Source organism: Streptomyces sp. H27-H5 (assembly GCF_026627505.1).
In the GTDB taxonomy this organism is placed as follows: Bacteria; Actinomycetota; Actinomycetes; order Streptomycetales; family Streptomycetaceae; genus Streptomyces.
In genome coordinates this window covers 26,478-41,037 of sequence record NZ_JAPNLK010000053.1, presented here as the reverse complement: position 1 = coordinate 41,037, position 14,560 = coordinate 26,478, and the positions used below count along the sequence as shown (strand labels likewise).

The window sequence follows — 14,560 nt, the reverse complement described above, 5'->3', positions numbered from 1 at the left end:
GACGGACGGTTGTCCGTCGCGCCACCGGAAGGGGTGAAGAGTCGTAACTTTCCCGTACGGTTCGCGTTCGAGCACGCTAGAAAGGGCCTGCGGCCCTTTTGCCGCAGGCCGCGGGGCACGGGCGCCGCGGCCCCGGCACGATCCGGAAGAGACGGCTCAGGCGTAGGCCTCCTGTCGCGAGGAGCGGCGGTCGCCGGCCCGCTCCGGGTCCAGGGCCGGGACGGCCGCGAGCAGCCGGCGGGTGTACGGGTCGCGCGGCCGGTCGTAGACCTCGTCGACCGGGCCCTCCTCGACGATCCGCCCGGCCCGCATCACCGCCACCCGGTCGCTCACCTGCCGGACCACCGCCAGGTCGTGGGCGATGAAGACGAGCGCGATGCCGAGTTCCCGTTGGAGTTCCGCCAGCAGGGCGGTGACCTGCGCCTGGGTGGTGACGTCGAGGGCGGAGACGGGTTCGTCGCAGACGATCAGGCGGGGCCGGGGGGCCAGGGCGCGGGCGATGCCGACGCGCTGGCGTTGGCCGCCGCTGAACTCGTGCGGGTAGCGGTCGTGGTGGGCGGCCTCCAGCCCGACGCGTTCCAGCAGTTCCGCGACCCGGGCCCGGATCGCGGACTCGTCGCGCTCGCCGGCCGCGCGCAGCGGGTCCGCGATGGACTCGCCGATCGCGCGGCGCGGGTTGAGCGAGGACACCGGGTCCTGGAAGACCATCTGGACGCCGTGCGGGATGCCGTCGCGCGCGGCCGCGCCGGTCGCGGTCGCGTCGCCGGTGTGCCGTACCTCGCCCGTGCTCGGTTCCAGGAGCCCGACGAGCATCCGGCCCAGGGTGCTCTTGCCGCTGCCGCTCTCCCCGACGATGCCGAGCGTCTCGCCGGCGCGCACGACCAGCGAGACGCCGTCGACGGCGGTGACGGCGTGCTTGCCCCGGCCGAACTCCCTGCGCAGGGCGAAGGCCTCGACGACGGGGGCCGGCTCGTCGGGTGCGGGCCGCAGCCGCGACGGGCGCGGTGCGTCGAGGCGGGGGACGGCGTCGAGGAGGTCGCGGGTGTACGGGTCGGCGGGCTCGGCCAGTACCCGACCGACGGGCCCGCGTTCCACGGCCCGGCCGTCGCGCATGACGAGCAGTTCGTCGACGTTCTCGGCGGCCACGCCCACGTCGTGGGTGACGAGCAGCAGGCCCAGGCCCCGTTCCTCGCGCAGTCCGTGGAGCAGGTCGAGGATCTGCGCCTGGACGGTGACGTCGAGGGCGGTGGTGGGTTCGTCGGCGATCAGCAGCCTCGGTTCGCAGGCCAGGGCCATGGCGATGAGGGCGCGCTGGCGCATGCCGCCGCTGAACTCGTGCGGTCGGGCGCGGGAGCGGCGCACGGCGTCGGGGATGCCGACGCGGTCCAGCACCTCCACGGCGCGGGCCCGGGCCGTCCGACGGGAGACGTCGGCGTGGACCCGGTACACCTCGGCGATCTGGTCGCCGATGGCGTAGTACGGGTCGAGGGAGCTCAGCGGGTCCTGGAAGACCATGGCGGCCGTGCCCCCGCGCAGGGCGCGCAGCTGCGGCGCGCCGGCGCCGGCCAGGTCGGTGCCGGCGACCCGGACGGTGCCGGTCACTCGGGTCCCGGTCCCGTGGTGCAGGCCCAACAGGGCGGCGGCCACGGTGGACTTGCCGCTGCCGGACTCGCCGACGATGCCCAGGGCGCCGCCCGCGTCCAGGGTCAGCGAGACCCCGTCCACGGCCCGGAGCCACTCCCCCGGCGCGCCGACCGGGAAGTCGACCACGAGGTCGCGTACCTCCACCAGTGGTTCGCTCATGTCAGGGCCACCCTTCGGTCCGCGACGGCGTACAGCAGGTCGGCGACGGCGCCCGCGACCACGACGGCGGTGCCGATGGCCAGGGTGACGCCCACGACCACGGGCAGGTCCACCACCCGGACCCCGTCGATCAGGGTCTTGCCGAGTCCGGGGATGCCGAACAGCGACTCGGTCAGCACCGCGCCGCCGATCATCGTCCCGAAGTCCACGGCGCTCAGCGCGATCACCGGGGCGACCGCGCCGCGCAGGGCGTGGCGGGTGACGATCCGGCGTTCGCCCACGCCGTAGGCGCGGAAGGTGCGGATGTGGTCCTCGGCGAGTGTTTCCAGGGTGGCGCTGCGCGTCACCCTGGCGTACTTGGCGCTCTCGAAGAAGCCGAGGGTGACCCAGGGCAGCAGCAGGTTCCAGGCCCACTGTTCGGGGTCCTCGTCGAAGGGCACGTAGGTGGGGAACGGCAGCCAGCGCAGGTAGGCGCAGACGACCATGAGCACCAGCAGTCCGAGGATGAAGACGGGCGTCCCGGTGCCGGCGAGGGTGAGGACGGTCAGCACCCGCTCGGTGATCCCGCCGCGCCGCAGGGCGGACAGCAGGCCGGTGCCGACGCCGATGACGAGCCAGATCACGAGCGCGCCGAGCGCCAGCGACACGGTGGCGGGGAGCCGGTCCAGCAGCAGTTCGGTGACCTGCCGGTCGTTCTGGTACGAGAATCCGAGGCAGGGCGCGTCGCAGTGCAGGGTCAGTCCGGCGCCGGCGGAGTAGTCCCGGCCGGCCACGAGGCCCTGGAGGAAGTGCAGGTACTGCTCGATCACCGAGTCGTCGAGCCCGAGCTGTGAGCGGACCTGGGCGATCTGCGTCGGGTCGCAGCGCTCCCCGCAGGCGAGGCGGGCGGGGTCGCCGGGTGCGACGTAGAAGAGGAGGTAGACGGCGATGGACAGGGTGAGCAGCACGAGGAGTGCGCCGCCGGTCCGTTGGAGGACGAAGCGGGTCATGCCTTCCGCTCCTTTCGGCCGGCGCGGGTGCCGACCCGCAGCCGTGAGGCCTCTCGGGGGTCGAGGGCCGTGCGGACGGCGTCACCGAGGACGGTGAAGGCGAGCACGGTGACGAACAGCATCCCGGCGGGCAGCAGGACGTACGTCGGGTCGGCGCGGAACCAGGTCTGGGCGCCGGAGAGCATCTGCCCCCAGGACGGGGTGGGCGGCTTCACGCCGACGCCGAGGAAGGACAGCGAGGCCTCGACCACCATGTTGGTCGGCACGTTGATCGCGGCGAGGGTGATCACGGGCGCGGCCAGCGAGGGCAGCAGTTCGCGGCGGGCGATCCGCAGGGTGCCGTTGCCGGACAGTCGGGCGGCGGCGACGAAGTCCAGCTCGCGCAGGGCCAGGGTCTGGGCGCGCACCATGCGGGCGGTGCCGCCCCAGCCGAGCAGTCCGATGACGAGGATCAGCAGCAGGGGCCGGGGGAAGTCCGGCGGGACCACGGCGGTCAGCGCGACGCCGAGCACCAGCATGGGCAGGGCGATCATGACGTCGGTGGTCCGGCCGATCAGGGTGGCGACGGCGCGGTTGCCGAGGGCGGCGGTCAGTCCGGCCGCGATGCCGACGGTGACCTGGACGGCGGTGGCCCCGAGGGCGACGAGGAGCGAGATCCGGGCTCCGTGCAGGAGCCGGGTGAACAGGTCCCGGCCGGTGCCGGGTTCGACCCCGAGCCAGTGGTCGGCGGAGATCCCGCCGAGGGAACCGAGGGGGACACCGCCGCGCGCCGAGTCGACGAGGTCGTCGTGGTAGGCGTTGGGGTCCTGGCCGGCGAGCTGGGCGAGCAGGGGTGCGGCGAGGGCGAGCAGGACGAGGAGGGTCAGGACGGCGGCGGACGCGACGGCGGAGGGCCGTGTGCGCAGTCGCCGCCAGACCTGCCGCGCGGCGCCCGCGCCCGGGGCGAGTGCCCCGGGCGCGGGCGCCGACCGGTCGGCGAGGAGCGTCACTTGACCGATACCTGCGAGATGTCGAGGACGCCGGTCCAGTCGCTGATGACGACGTTCTTGACGTCCTTGCCGACGAGCCGCTTGTAGACGGGGTGGAAGAGGGGCACGTCCAGGGCCTGCTCGCCGATCTTCCGGTCGAGGGCGCCCCAGCGCTTGCCGGCGGCCTCCAGGTCGGTCAGCTTGGCGATCTCGTCGATCTCGGTGTTCACGGCGGGGTCGTCGAGCTGCGCGTGGTTGTAGTTGGAGCCGTTGGTGACGATCTGTCGGCCGTCGAAGATCGGCGCGAGGAAGGGTGCGCCGGAGGGCCAGTCGGCGCCCCAGCGGGAGATGAAGAAGCCGGGGGTGTTCTTGGCGTCCCAGCGCTTCTCGTTGAAGGCGTTGTTCTCCAGGCCCTCCAGCTTGACCCGGATCCCGGCGGCGGCGAGCGCCTGCTGTACGGCGGTGGCGACCTCGGGGCTGGTCTGCCGGTTCTGCTGGGTGGAGTGGGTCAGCGTGACGTCGACGCCGTCGGGGAAGCCGGCTTCCTTCAGCAGTTCCCTGGCCTTGGCCGGGTCGCCGGTCTTGCCCGCGGGGAAGTGGTCGTACTTGGTGAAGCCGAAGGCCTGCTGCTCGGGGAGGAAGGTGGTCGCCGGTTCGGCGAGCGCGGAGCCGCCCGCCGCGTTGATCACGCTGGTGCGGTTGATCGCGTACGAGATGGCCTGGCGGACCTTCGGGTTGTCGAAGGGGGCCACCTTGGGGTTGAAGGCCAGGTAGTTGATGTAGCCGAAGTGGCCGGTGCCGACCCGGGCGGCGAGCTCCTTGTTGTCGCCGATCTGGGCGAGTTCGGCGGGCCCGAGGTTGGTGTCGGTGGTGACGGCGGCGGCGTCGGCGCCGGAGCTGGTGGTCAGGCGCTGGTTGATGACGGCGGCGTCGAGGCCGGAGCGGACGTCGATCTTGTCCGGGTAGGCCTTGCGCTCCTCGTCGGTCTTCTCGTCCCAGTGCGGGTTGCGGTCCAGGACGAGGTGTTCGCCGTCGTTGTCGTTCTTGACGACCTTGTACGGGCCGGAGGAGACCGGGTGCTGCTCGTACGCGGCCCCGGTGTCCTTGGCCTTGGGAACCGGCGCGAACTGGGTCTGGGTGGCGAGGAAGGGGAACTCCCCCTCGGGCTTGCGCAGCTTGAAGGTGATCGTCTTCGCGTCGGGCACGACGATGGAGTCGAGGCCCTTGCCGCCGTCCTTGTAGGGGCCCTGGTACGCCTCGCCGCCGACCAGCCAGTCCCGCAGGTAGGGGGCGCCGCCGGACAGCTCGGCGGCGAAGGACCGCTCGATGCCGTACTTGATGTCGGCGGTGGTGATCGGGGTGCCGTCCTCGTACTTCAGCCCGTCCTTGAGGGTGTACGTCCACTCGGTGGCGTCCGCGTTCGGCTTGCCGAGGTCGGTGGCCAGGTCGGGCACGACCTTGGCGCCGGCCGCGCCGTCCTCGCGGTTGCGGGTGGTGAGGGTCCGGAACACCAGCGAAGGAACGTTTCCGCCGCCGGAGGTGTAGAGCCGCGCCGGGTCGAAGTCGCTCTGGGGGTCGGCGTTGAGGACGGTGAGGGTGCCGCCCTTGGCGGGGGCGCCGCCGGTGGCGCCGGCCTTGTCGCCGGAGCCGGCCCGGTCCGCCGCGTCCTTGGGCCCGCAGGCGGCGGCGCCCCCGGCCAGTACGAGGCTGACGGCGACCGCGGCCACGCGGCGCGATGTGTGGGACTGACGGAGCATGGGAGAAGGGACCTCTCGGCGTGATGCGAATCGGGGAGGAATGCCACGCGAGGGGCAGCCGCCGAGATCACACCGGTGGACGTCCCGACAGCGGGAGGTCCCGGCGCGAGTGATCGCGCCGTACCGGGGTCATGTCGAAAAAGGGGCCGCGCCTGCGGGCGGATGCACCCGGGCGCGGCGAAGAACGGTGAAGGGCGTCGCGCGCTCAGGCAGGCGTCAGCGACAGAAGATGTCGGCCACGCTGTGCGCGGCCACACCGAGGAGCGCCAGCTCTATGGCGGCGCTCGCGGCGGTGGTGTGGCGGTGCGACATGCGGAGAACAATTACCGACCATCGGACAGCTTGTCAACGCCGGAAATCAACTCCCGGGAAAGACCCACGGGTTGGGCTTGCACTGGATGTTGTCGATGTCGAGCGACTTGGTCTGCTGCTGCATGATCGGCGCGAGCTCGCCGGGCGTCCGGCAGTTCGCGTGCCCGTGACCGAGCCGGTGCCCGACCTCGTGGTTGATGAGCATCTGCCGGTACGCGAACATCTGGTTCGCGCCGTAGGTGGGCGAGCCCTGCGCCCAGCGGAAGGCGTTGATCATGACGCGCTCGGTGGAGGCGGAGTCGCAGGACACGTTGTCGACCGTGGTGTCCAGACCCGACTTCGCGCACCACACGCCGGTGGTGCCCGGACTGGCCAGGGTGATCACGAAGTCCGACTCGCCGCCCGGCACCCGCTCGAAGGTCATCGCGCCGTTGTGGCCCCAGCTCCGCGGGTCGTTGAGGGTGCGGTGCACCGCCTCCGCGAAGAGCTGGGCGTCCAGCCCCAGCTTCTGCTCCACGTCCACCCGGTAGCGCACGAGCCTGCCCTTGCCCGGCGCCTTGGCCACGCCCGGCACGGTGTCGAAGGCGCCCGGGCCGGCCAGCTTCGCGTCGATGGGAAGTTGCAGCGCCATCTTCTGGTCGTACGTCAGCTCCACCGGCGCCGGCGCCGGCGCGTCGGGCTTGAGGCGGTCGTCCGAGCGGGAGGCCGGCGACTGCCCCGGCACAGCGCGACCCTGGCTGTCCTCGGGGCCCGCCTTCGTCTTCCGCTCCGCCTCGCCCTCGGCGATCACCTGCGTGGCCACCACGACGGCCAGCACGGCCGTGACGGCCGCCGCGGCCACCCCGGTGTAGGCGCGGACCTTCCTGGCGCGACCGGTGGCCGGCTTCCCGGGGGCGTCGCCGCCCGCGCCGGGGGAGGCCTCGGGCGTCCGGGGCCCGGGGATCAGGCCCTGTGCGCCGGTGGCGACGCGGGCCTCGCCGGGATCGGCGGCCGGCGGCGCGGCGGCCGGCGCCAGGGTGATCTTCGGGAAGCCGACGGCGGGAGTGCCGAAGGCCGGGGTGTCGGTGTCCCGGGCCGGCGGGGCGGCCGCCCGGGCCCGCGGGACGCCGGGCCGGTCCGCGAACACCGAGCCGGTGGCGGTGAAGGCGCTCGCGCCCCACGCGCCACCGGACTCGCGCTGCTCGGGATGCCCGGCGGGCCGCGCCTGCGGGGCGGGGGACGCGAACCCCTGGTGCGCGACGGTGGGTTCGGGTGCCCGACCGGCCGGACCGGCACCGGCCCGCGGGACGTACGGCGGCGGTGTACGGCGGGGCGCGGGCGCCTCGTACTGCCCGAAGACCCCCGGCTCGTCGAGGAGCGCCGGGTCCTCGAAGGGCCCGGAGTCCCCGAAGACCCCGGGCGGATCGAACGCCTCGAAGGGCGTGGGCTCCGCGGGCGGCCCGGGCCGCTCCGGGGCGGAGTCCTTGCGACTATGTCGTCCCACGCGCCTCAGCCTCTACCATCTTCTTCGCCGTGTGTCGGTTCTTGTGCGTCTCGCAACAACTCCCGGAAAGCGGCCGCGACCACCTCGGGATACTCCATCATCGCCACGTGACCCGCCTCCGGCAGACACACCAGCCGCGAACCCCGGAAGGCCGCGGCCGCCTTGCGCGCCATTCGGTACGAGACCAACTGGTCCCGGCCACCGTAGACCAACAGCGTGGGCGCGAGCACGCGTTGGGCCTGTCGCCACAACCCGTGCTGCCCGCCGAGGGTGTACGCGTCGACGATCCCGCGCGACGAACGGGTCATCGCCTCCCAGAAGTACGGGAGCGCCATGCGGCGCGCCATCTCCTCGACGGCCGCCTCGAAACCCTCCGGTGTCACCCGTGAGGGGTCGCCGTAACAGAGGCCCGTCACCCCCCGGGTGCGCTGTTCGGCGGTCAACCCCCTGGTGAGGCGCAGCAGCAGGGGCGCCATGCCCGGCATGGCCAGCAGGGCGGTCGGCACCGCCGAGCGCTGCACGCGCAGTTCGGGCAGCGCGGGCGAGACGAGCGTCAGGCTGCGCACCAGGTCGGGGCGGGCGGCCGCGACCCGGGTGGAGACGGCTCCGCCGAGCGAGTTGCCGAACAGGTGCACCGGTCCGCGGCCGGCCGCGTCGAGGTGTCGGACGACGGCGCGGGCGAAGCCGTTGATCGAGTAGTCGCGGTCGGCGGGTGGCGGGGACCAGCCGAAGCCGGGCAGGTCGACGGCCTCGCCGTCGACCTCGTCGGCCAGACGCTCCATCAGCGCCGACCAGTTCTGCGAGGATCCGCCGAGCCCGTGCACGAACAGCGCGGGCGGCAGCCCCTCCTTCGAGGAGGGCCGGAATCGCACGTTCAGCTCCAGGCCGGGGAACCGTTCCGTGCGCAGACGCTCTCCCTCGGCCACCCGGACGCCTCCCACCTGGGAGGACGCCTCGACGGTGGACCGCACACCCGGCAGCTCGGTCGAAGACATGGGGCAATGTTACGAGACGATCACGCTCGCCCCCTTGTGCCGGCGGTCACAGGACCACCTGGCGTCGCGGTCGCGATCCTCCTAGGCTCGTAGTACGAGCGAAGGCGAGGGGAGCGCGATGACTGTCGACCCAGCCGAACCGGACACCTTCCGGGAGCGGCTCCGGGAGGACCTCGACCCGGAGACGCCCGAGGCGGATGCCGCGGAGCAGCACATCGAACTCCAGCCCCTCGAAGACGACCCGATCACGGGGGCCGACCTCGACGAGGCGACCGACGGGGACGCCGCCGAGCAGGCCCGCGTGGTCCCCCTCGACGAGGACGACTACCGCTGACCGCCGCGGAAAGGCGCTGACCAGCGGGTCAGGGTGGTCCGTACCGCGAGAAAACTCGGCTTGAACCCACCAGATCCGGTTACCGAAAAGTACGATGGCGGCGCGGCGCAGAGCGCACTGTGTTCTTAGAGAAAGTGGGAGGCGGCGTGACAGCCATCGAGCAGACGGAGGCAGCGCGTCCCCGGGGCACGCGACTGCCGCGCCGAGCCCGGCGCAACCAGCTCCTGGGCGCGGCCCAGGAGGTTTTCGTCGCGCAGGGTTACCACGCCGCGGCGATGGACGACATCGCGGAGCGCGCCGGGGTCAGCAAGCCGGTGCTCTACCAGCACTTCCCCGGGAAGCTCGACCTTTACCTCGCGCTGTTGGACCAGCACTGCGAGTCCCTGTTGTCCGCGGTCCGCACGGCGCTCGCCTCGACCACGGACAACAAGCTGCGCGTGGCCGCGACGATGGACGCCTACTTCGCGTACGTCCAGGACGAGGGCGGCGCCTTCCGCCTGGTCTTCGAGTCGGACCTGACGAACGAGCCCGCCGTGCGCGAGCGCGTCGACCGGGTGTCGCTCCAGTGCGCGGAGGCCATCTCGGAGGTCATCGCGGAGGACACCGGCCTGTCCAAGGACGAGTCGATGCTGCTGGCCGTGGGCCTGGGCGGCGTCTCGCAGGTCGTGGCCCGGTACTGGCTGTCGAGCGAGAGCCCGGTGGCCCGGGACACTGCGGTCGGCCTGCTGACCTCGCTCGCCTGGCGCGGTATCGCGGGCTTCCCGCTCCACGGCACGGAGGGCTGACCCGCGCCTCCGGGGCGGCCGGCGGCTGTTCGCTGCCAGCGTGTCCGCCTCGGGCCGATCGCGTCCCCTCTCCGGGCTAATGTGGACCGGGTACGGCGCGGCTGATCGCGCGAACCGGATCGTCGGAGGGACAAAGCCGTGGAGGTCAAGATCGGCGTGCAGCACGCACCCCGGGAGATCGTGCTGGAGAGCGACCTGAGCGCGGAGGAGCTGGAGGGCGTCGTGGCCGCCGCCCTGACCGGTACTGCGCCGCTGCTGAGCCTCACCGACATCAAGGGCCGCAAGGTCCTGGTGCCGTCCGACCGCCTGGCGTACGTGGACCTGGGTGAGCCGAGTGCGCGCAAGGTCGGCTTCGGAGCGCTCTGAGGCACGGAGAACTGAGCCTCCCTCAAAGGAGGAAAACGACCCGGCGGTTGATTCCGCCGGGTCGTTTCTCTTTGTTCCGCTTCGGGTAGGAGCGCAGTACTGCAACCCGAATACGCCCCGACGTACGGAAAGGGACCTCATGCTGCTGATGGAAGCGCTCGGCTCCGCTCTGTTGGGCCTCGCCCTGTCCGGGGCCGCCGTGCGCAGATTCGCGAAGCGGCTGCCGTCCCCGAGGGTGGTCCTGGTGAGCGGTGTCGTGGGAGCGCTGTTCGGCGCCTACCTCACGCACATGTCGCTCGGGCCGGGTCACAACACCCTGGTGGCGACGCTGATCGGCGGGATCCTGGTGTCGGCGGTCGTGCTCTCGCTCCTGCTGCGCCCCGCCTCGGGCTCCGGCCGGACGCACCGACGCCCTCCGTTTTCGCTCCCCTCCCGGGGCTGAACGGGACCGTCCACCGCCCCCGCCCGACCCCTGACACGAAGTGGCCCCGGCACGGAATCCTTCCGTGCCGGGGCCGCCCCATGACCGCGTGGGGCTCGATGCCCGCGAGGGGCTCAGGCCGCGGGGGGTCAGGCCGCGAGGCCGAGGGCCGCCATCCGCCTGGTGTGCGCCTTGGTGATCCGGGTGAACATCTCGCCCACGGCCGCCAGGTCGAATCCGGCCGCCATCCCGTCGACGCCGCCGACCAGCATCGTGGAGAGCGCGTCGCGTTCCGCGACCACGCGCTGGGCCTGCGAGAGCGCCTCGCCCATCAGGCGACGGGCCCACAGGGCGAGCCGGCCGCCGCAGCGGGGGTCGGCCTCGATCGCCGCGCGCACCTTCTCGACGGCGAAGCCGCCGTGGCCCGTGTCGTCGAGCACGCCGACGACGAGGGCGCGGGTGTCGGTGTCGAGGTGGGTGGCGACCTCGCGGTAGAAGTCACTGGCGATGGAGTCGCCGACGTACGCCTTGACCAGGCCTTCCAGCCAGTCGGAGGGGGCGGTCTGGCGGTGGAAGTCGTCCACGCCCTTCGCGAAGGGCTCCATCGCCGCGGTGGGGTCGACGTCGATCGCCGCGAGCCGGTCGCGCAGCCGCTCGAAGTGGTGGAACTCGGCGGAGGCCATCTTCGCCAGCTCGGCCTTGTCGCCGAGGGTGGGCGCGAGCTTCGCGTCCTCGGCGAGGCGCTCGAACGCGGCGAGCTCTCCGTACGCCAGCGCGCCGAGGAGGTCCTCGACGGCGGCCCGGTACTGCGGCGAGGCGGAGGCCGTCGTCCAGTCCTGGGCGGCGATTCCGAGCGCCTCGACGGGCGTGCTGTCGTCGGCGGGAGATGCGTTTTCTACGGTCGACATGCTCCGCACAATAGCCCGCTCAATGCCCGGTCAAGGCACGACCTATGGCCATCGACACTCCGCTTAAACGCGACTACCAGGTGAATTCACCCAACACACCTGCGCGAATCCGGGGTACAGTGGTAATGCGCCTGCCGAATCTCGGCGGGCCGTCCGAATGAGGATGCCCGGTCGGTGGCCCGATCGGCTCCAACCCGACCGCCCTCGGTGTGGTGTGTGCGTTCATGCGTACCGCCTGCACGAGGGGCCCCCTCAGCGGCAGAAGCGCTTGAGCGAAGGCTAGTGGTCCCGCGCAGCTTTGTACGTACGTCGTAGTACTGCAAGCCCGGCACGGTACGACCCCCATCGCCGCCTCGCGCCGCGTCTCACAGAAGAGGCAGCACCCTGACTACGTTCCGAGACCTCGGGATCCTCCCCGAGACGGCCGAGGCCCTTGAGGCCGTCGGCATCGTGTCCCCCTTCCCGATCCAGGAGATGACCCTCCCCGTCGCCCTTTCCGGCACGGACGTCATCGGCCAGGCGAAGACCGGTACCGGCAAGACGCTCGGTTTCGGCCTCCCGCTGCTGGAGCGGGTCGTCGTCCCCGCGGACGTCGAGGCCGGCCGGGCGACGCCCGCGCAGCTCACCGACGCCCCCCAGGCCCTCGTGGTGGTTCCGACTCGCGAGCTGTGCACCCAGGTCACCAACGACCTCTTGACCGCGGGCAAGGTCCGCAACGTGCGCGTCCTCGCCATATACGGCGGCCGCGCGTACGAGCCCCAGGTCGAGGCGCTCAAGAAGGGCGTCGACGTGATCGTCGGCACCCCGGGCCGCCTGCTGGACCTGGCCGGACAGAAGAAGCTCGACCTCTCCCACGTCAAGGCCCTCGTCCTCGACGAGGCCGACGAGATGCTCGACCTCGGCTTCCTGCCCGACGTCGAGAGGATCATCAACTACCTGCCGCCGAAGCGTCAGACCATGCTGTTCTCGGCGACCATGCCGGGCGCGGTCATCGGACTGGCCCGCCGGTACATGACGCAGCCGACGCACATCCGCGCCACCTCCCCCGAGGGCGAGGGCTTGACCGTCGCCAACATCAAGCAGCACGTCTTCCGTGCGCACAACATGGACAAGCCGGAGCTCGTCTCCCGCATCCTGCAGGCCGAGGGCCGCGGCCTGGCCATGATCTTCTGCCGTACGAAGCGCACGGCGGCCGACATCGCCGAGCAGCTGGAGAAGCGCGGATTCGCGTCCGGCGCCGTCCACGGCGACCTGGGCCAGGGTGCGCGCGAGCAGGCCCTGCGCGCGTTCCGCAACGGCAAGGTCGACGTGCTGGTGTGCACGGACGTCGCCGCGCGCGGCATCGACGTCGAGGGTGTGACGCACGTCATCAACTACCAGGCGCCGGAGGACGAGAAGACCTTCCTGCACCGTGTGGGCCGCACCGGCCGCGCGGGCAACAAGGGCATCGCCGTCACGCTGGTCGACTGGGACGACATCCCGCGCTGGCAGCTGATCAACAAGGCGCTGGAGCTGGACTTCCACGACCCGGTCGAGACGTACTCCACGTCTCCGCACCTGTTCGAGGAGATGAACATCCCGGCCGGAACCGAGGGCACCCTGCCGCGTGCCGAGCGCGTGCGGGCCGGCCTGAAGGCCGAGAACCTCGAAGACCTGGGCGAGACCGGCGGCCGCGGTGGCCGTGGCGGTCGCGGCGCTGCCGCCGCCGCCCCGGTGGCCGAGGAGCGTCCCGCCCGGACCCGTACCCCGCGTCAGCGGCGTCGGACCCGCGGTGGCAGCGAGCAGGCCGCCGAGGCCGTGTCCGTGGCCGCCGCGGTGACCGCCGTGACCCCGGTCGCCGTGACCCCGGTCGCCGAGGCGCCCGAGGCGCCGGCCGTCGAGGAGTCGCGCAGGCCGCGCCGTCGTCGGACCCGTGCGTCGGCCCCGGCCGCCGTGGTCGAGTCCGCTGCGGTGGCCGCCCCGGTCGTCGAGGCGCCGGCCCCGGAGCCCGACTTCCAGATGGCTCCGCTCGTGGAGCCCCCGGTCAAGGCGCGCCGTACCCGGCCGCGCAAGGTCGCGGCGGCCCCGGTCGCCGAGGCCGTGGCGATCGCCTCCCAGGCCGCCGCCGTCGAGGCTCCGGTGGTCGTGGCCACCGCGGTCGAGGAGGCCCCGGTCAAGGTGCGCCGGACCCGCACTCGCAAGGTGGCGGAGCCCGCTCCGGTCGCCGAGGTCGCCACCGAGGCCGAGGAGGCCCCGGTGAAGCCGAAGCGCACCCGTGCCCGCAAGGCCACCGCGGTCGCCCCGGAGGCCTCGGCGACCGTGGTCGACGCCGAGGAGGCGCCGGTCAAGCCGAAGCGCACGCGTACCCGCAAGGCCGTGGCGCAGACCCCCGAGGCCTGAGCCACCCGCCGTACGAGGACGGCCCCGACCCCCTTCGAGGGGGTCGGGGCCGTCCTCGTGTCCGGGCGTACGGGCCGGTAACCTCGGGCCCATGAGCAAGCCACCGCGCCTCACCCTTCCGCCCGCGGCCCGTGCGTACCGCCTGAGGACCGCGCGCGGCGCGTTCGCCGTGCACGAGGCGGGTGAGCCGCTGCGCGGCACCGCCCTGCTGGTTCCCGGGTACACGGGGAGCAAGGAGGACTTCATCGGGCTGCTGGAGCCGCTGGCCGGCGCCGGCTTCCGGGTGGTCGCGGTCGACGGGCGCGGTCAGCACGAAAGCCCCGGCCCGCGCGAGGAGTCCGCGTACGCGCTGGAGGAACTGGCCGGGGACGTGCTCGCCCAGGCGGCGGCCGTGTCCGGCGACGACGGGGACGCGGTCCACCTGGTGGGTCATTCGCTGGGCGGTCTGATCGCCCGGGCCGCCGTGCTGCGCGACCACGCCCCCTTCGCCTCCCTGACCTTGATGAGCAGCGGTCCGGCGGCGATCTCGCCGGCCCAGCAGGAGCGTACGAAGTTGCTGGTGGCGGCTCTGGAGTCGCTGCGGGGGGTGACTCCCGCGGAGTGCATGTCGGTCGTGTGGGCGGCGATGCGGGCCCAGGATCCGGTGGACGCCCCGGCCGATTCCCCCGAGCTGACGGAGTTTCTGCGCCGGCGGTGGGTGGCGACCGAGCCGGAGCAGCTGATCGCCGCCGGTCGGGTGCTGATCTCGGAGCCGGACCGGGTGGCCGAGCTGGCGGCGGTGCCGCTGCGCATGCTGGTGCTGTCGGGTGTCGTGGACGACGCGTGGCCGGTGCCGCTGATGGACGCCATGGCGGAACGGATGGGTGCGTCCCGGGTGATCGTGAAGGGCGCGGAACACTCCCCCAACGCCGAGAATCCGCAGGTCACGGCCGATGCGCTGGCCGACTTCTGGAGCGCGGACACGCCCTGATAGTTAGCCAGTGAAAAAATTTCTTTAGCGTAGGGAATGTTTGCCGCTTACACTTCGTTAACCCTGTGCAAGGAGAACACCGACGAAGGG

The 14,560-nt window shown here is 72.5% G+C and carries 14 protein-coding genes; 6 read left to right on the top strand and 8 right to left on the bottom strand.

Going from position 1 to position 14,560, the window contains the following annotated elements:
- Positions 1–156: 156 nt before the first annotated feature.
- The 7 genes from OTB19_RS25305 to OTB19_RS25280 all read right to left on the bottom strand — a co-directional run bounded on the left by OTB19_RS25305 (position 157) and on the right by OTB19_RS25280 (position 8,307).
- Positions 157–1,803 (bottom strand): dipeptide ABC transporter ATP-binding protein, encoded by a 1,647-nt coding sequence (locus OTB19_RS25305; RefSeq protein WP_267800701.1) that lies wholly within the window; start codon positions 1,801–1,803, stop codon positions 157–159.
- Positions 1,800–2,792: an ABC transporter permease gene (locus tag OTB19_RS25300; RefSeq protein ID WP_267800700.1), complete on the bottom strand. Its 993-nt coding sequence runs from the start codon at positions 2,790–2,792 to the stop codon at positions 1,800–1,802. The genes OTB19_RS25305 and OTB19_RS25300 overlap by 4 nt, the downstream gene beginning before the upstream one ends.
- Positions 2,789–3,781, bottom strand: coding sequence for an ABC transporter permease (locus OTB19_RS25295; RefSeq protein ID WP_267800699.1), 993 nt, complete (start codon positions 3,779–3,781; stop codon positions 2,789–2,791). The genes OTB19_RS25300 and OTB19_RS25295 overlap by 4 nt, the downstream gene beginning before the upstream one ends.
- The gene (locus OTB19_RS25290; RefSeq protein ID WP_267800698.1) at positions 3,778–5,517 is read right to left on the bottom strand and encodes an ABC transporter substrate-binding protein; all 1,740 of its coding nucleotides are present in this window, start codon (positions 5,515–5,517) and stop codon (positions 3,778–3,780) included. The genes OTB19_RS25295 and OTB19_RS25290 overlap by 4 nt, the downstream gene beginning before the upstream one ends.
- 216 nt (positions 5,518–5,733) lie before the next feature.
- Positions 5,734–5,829: an Ms4533A family Cys-rich leader peptide gene (locus OTB19_RS43410; RefSeq protein WP_323178900.1), complete on the bottom strand. Its 96-nt coding sequence runs from the start codon at positions 5,827–5,829 to the stop codon at positions 5,734–5,736.
- Positions 5,830–5,875: 46 nt separating this feature from the next.
- Complete coding sequence (locus tag OTB19_RS25285; protein ID WP_267800697.1) at positions 5,876–7,312, bottom strand: DUF3152 domain-containing protein; 1,437 nt, start codon at positions 7,310–7,312, stop codon at positions 5,876–5,878.
- A gap of 5 nt (positions 7,313–7,317) precedes the next feature.
- Positions 7,318–8,307: an alpha/beta fold hydrolase gene (locus tag OTB19_RS25280; protein WP_267800696.1), complete on the bottom strand. Its 990-nt coding sequence runs from the start codon at positions 8,305–8,307 to the stop codon at positions 7,318–7,320.
- Between the two features lie 118 nt (positions 8,308–8,425).
- Here OTB19_RS25280 and OTB19_RS25275 point away from each other — a divergent pair, with 118 nt between their 5' ends.
- From OTB19_RS25275 to OTB19_RS25260, 4 genes are all read left to right on the top strand, one after another.
- Positions 8,426–8,641, top strand: coding sequence for a hypothetical protein (locus OTB19_RS25275; protein ID WP_267800694.1), 216 nt, complete (start codon positions 8,426–8,428; stop codon positions 8,639–8,641).
- Between the two features lie 146 nt (positions 8,642–8,787).
- Entirely contained in the window at positions 8,788–9,426 is a 639-nt protein-coding gene (locus OTB19_RS25270; protein ID WP_053680443.1) for a TetR/AcrR family transcriptional regulator, read from the top strand.
- Positions 9,427–9,564: 138 nt separating this feature from the next.
- Positions 9,565–9,792, top strand: a complete 228-nt coding sequence (locus tag OTB19_RS25265) for a DUF3107 domain-containing protein (RefSeq protein ID WP_267800693.1) — start codon at positions 9,565–9,567, stop codon at positions 9,790–9,792.
- Between the two features lie 139 nt (positions 9,793–9,931).
- Positions 9,932–10,234 carry a hypothetical protein gene (locus OTB19_RS25260; RefSeq protein ID WP_267800692.1) on the top strand — a complete coding sequence of 101 codons (303 nt, stop codon included), beginning with the start codon at positions 9,932–9,934 and terminating at the stop codon, positions 10,232–10,234.
- 128 nt (positions 10,235–10,362) lie between these two features.
- On the opposite strand, the gene OTB19_RS25255 is transcribed toward OTB19_RS25260, so the two are convergent.
- Entirely contained in the window at positions 10,363–11,121 is a 759-nt protein-coding gene (locus OTB19_RS25255; protein WP_267800691.1) for a ferritin-like fold-containing protein, read from the bottom strand.
- A gap of 450 nt (positions 11,122–11,571) precedes the next feature.
- On the opposite strand from OTB19_RS25255, the gene OTB19_RS25250 reads away from it, so the two are divergent.
- Positions 11,572–13,500, top strand: a complete 1,929-nt coding sequence (locus OTB19_RS25250; protein ID WP_420716903.1) for a DEAD/DEAH box helicase — start codon at positions 11,572–11,574, stop codon at positions 13,498–13,500.
- 91 nt (positions 13,501–13,591) lie between these two features.
- Positions 13,592–14,470, top strand: a complete 879-nt coding sequence (locus tag OTB19_RS25245) for an alpha/beta fold hydrolase (RefSeq protein ID WP_267800690.1) — start codon at positions 13,592–13,594, stop codon at positions 14,468–14,470.
- Positions 14,471–14,560 lie beyond the last annotated feature (90 nt).

Excerpts from the sequence above, each read along its gene's own strand:
- OTB19_RS25300 (WP_267800700.1), bottom strand. The coding sequence starts at position 2,792 with ATGACCCGCTTCGTCCTCCAACGGACCGGCGGCGCACTCCTCGTGCTG.
- OTB19_RS25260 (WP_267800692.1), top strand. The coding sequence starts at position 9,932 with ATGCTGCTGATGGAAGCGCTCGGCTCCGCTCTGTTGGGCCTCGCCCTG.
- OTB19_RS25290 (WP_267800698.1), bottom strand. The coding sequence starts at position 5,517 with ATGCTCCGTCAGTCCCACACATCGCGCCGCGTGGCCGCGGTCGCCGTC.
- OTB19_RS43410 (WP_323178900.1), bottom strand. The coding sequence starts at position 5,829 with ATGTCGCACCGCCACACCACCGCCGCGAGCGCCGCCATAGAGCTGGCG.
- OTB19_RS25245 (WP_267800690.1), top strand. The coding sequence starts at position 13,592 with ATGAGCAAGCCACCGCGCCTCACCCTTCCGCCCGCGGCCCGTGCGTAC.
- OTB19_RS25305 (WP_267800701.1), bottom strand. The coding sequence starts at position 1,803 with ATGAGCGAACCACTGGTGGAGGTACGCGACCTCGTGGTCGACTTCCCG.
- OTB19_RS25255 (WP_267800691.1), bottom strand. The coding sequence starts at position 11,121 with ATGTCGACCGTAGAAAACGCATCTCCCGCCGACGACAGCACGCCCGTC.
- OTB19_RS25275 (WP_267800694.1), top strand. The coding sequence starts at position 8,426 with ATGACTGTCGACCCAGCCGAACCGGACACCTTCCGGGAGCGGCTCCGG.
- OTB19_RS25280 (WP_267800696.1), bottom strand. The coding sequence starts at position 8,307 with ATGTCTTCGACCGAGCTGCCGGGTGTGCGGTCCACCGTCGAGGCGTCC.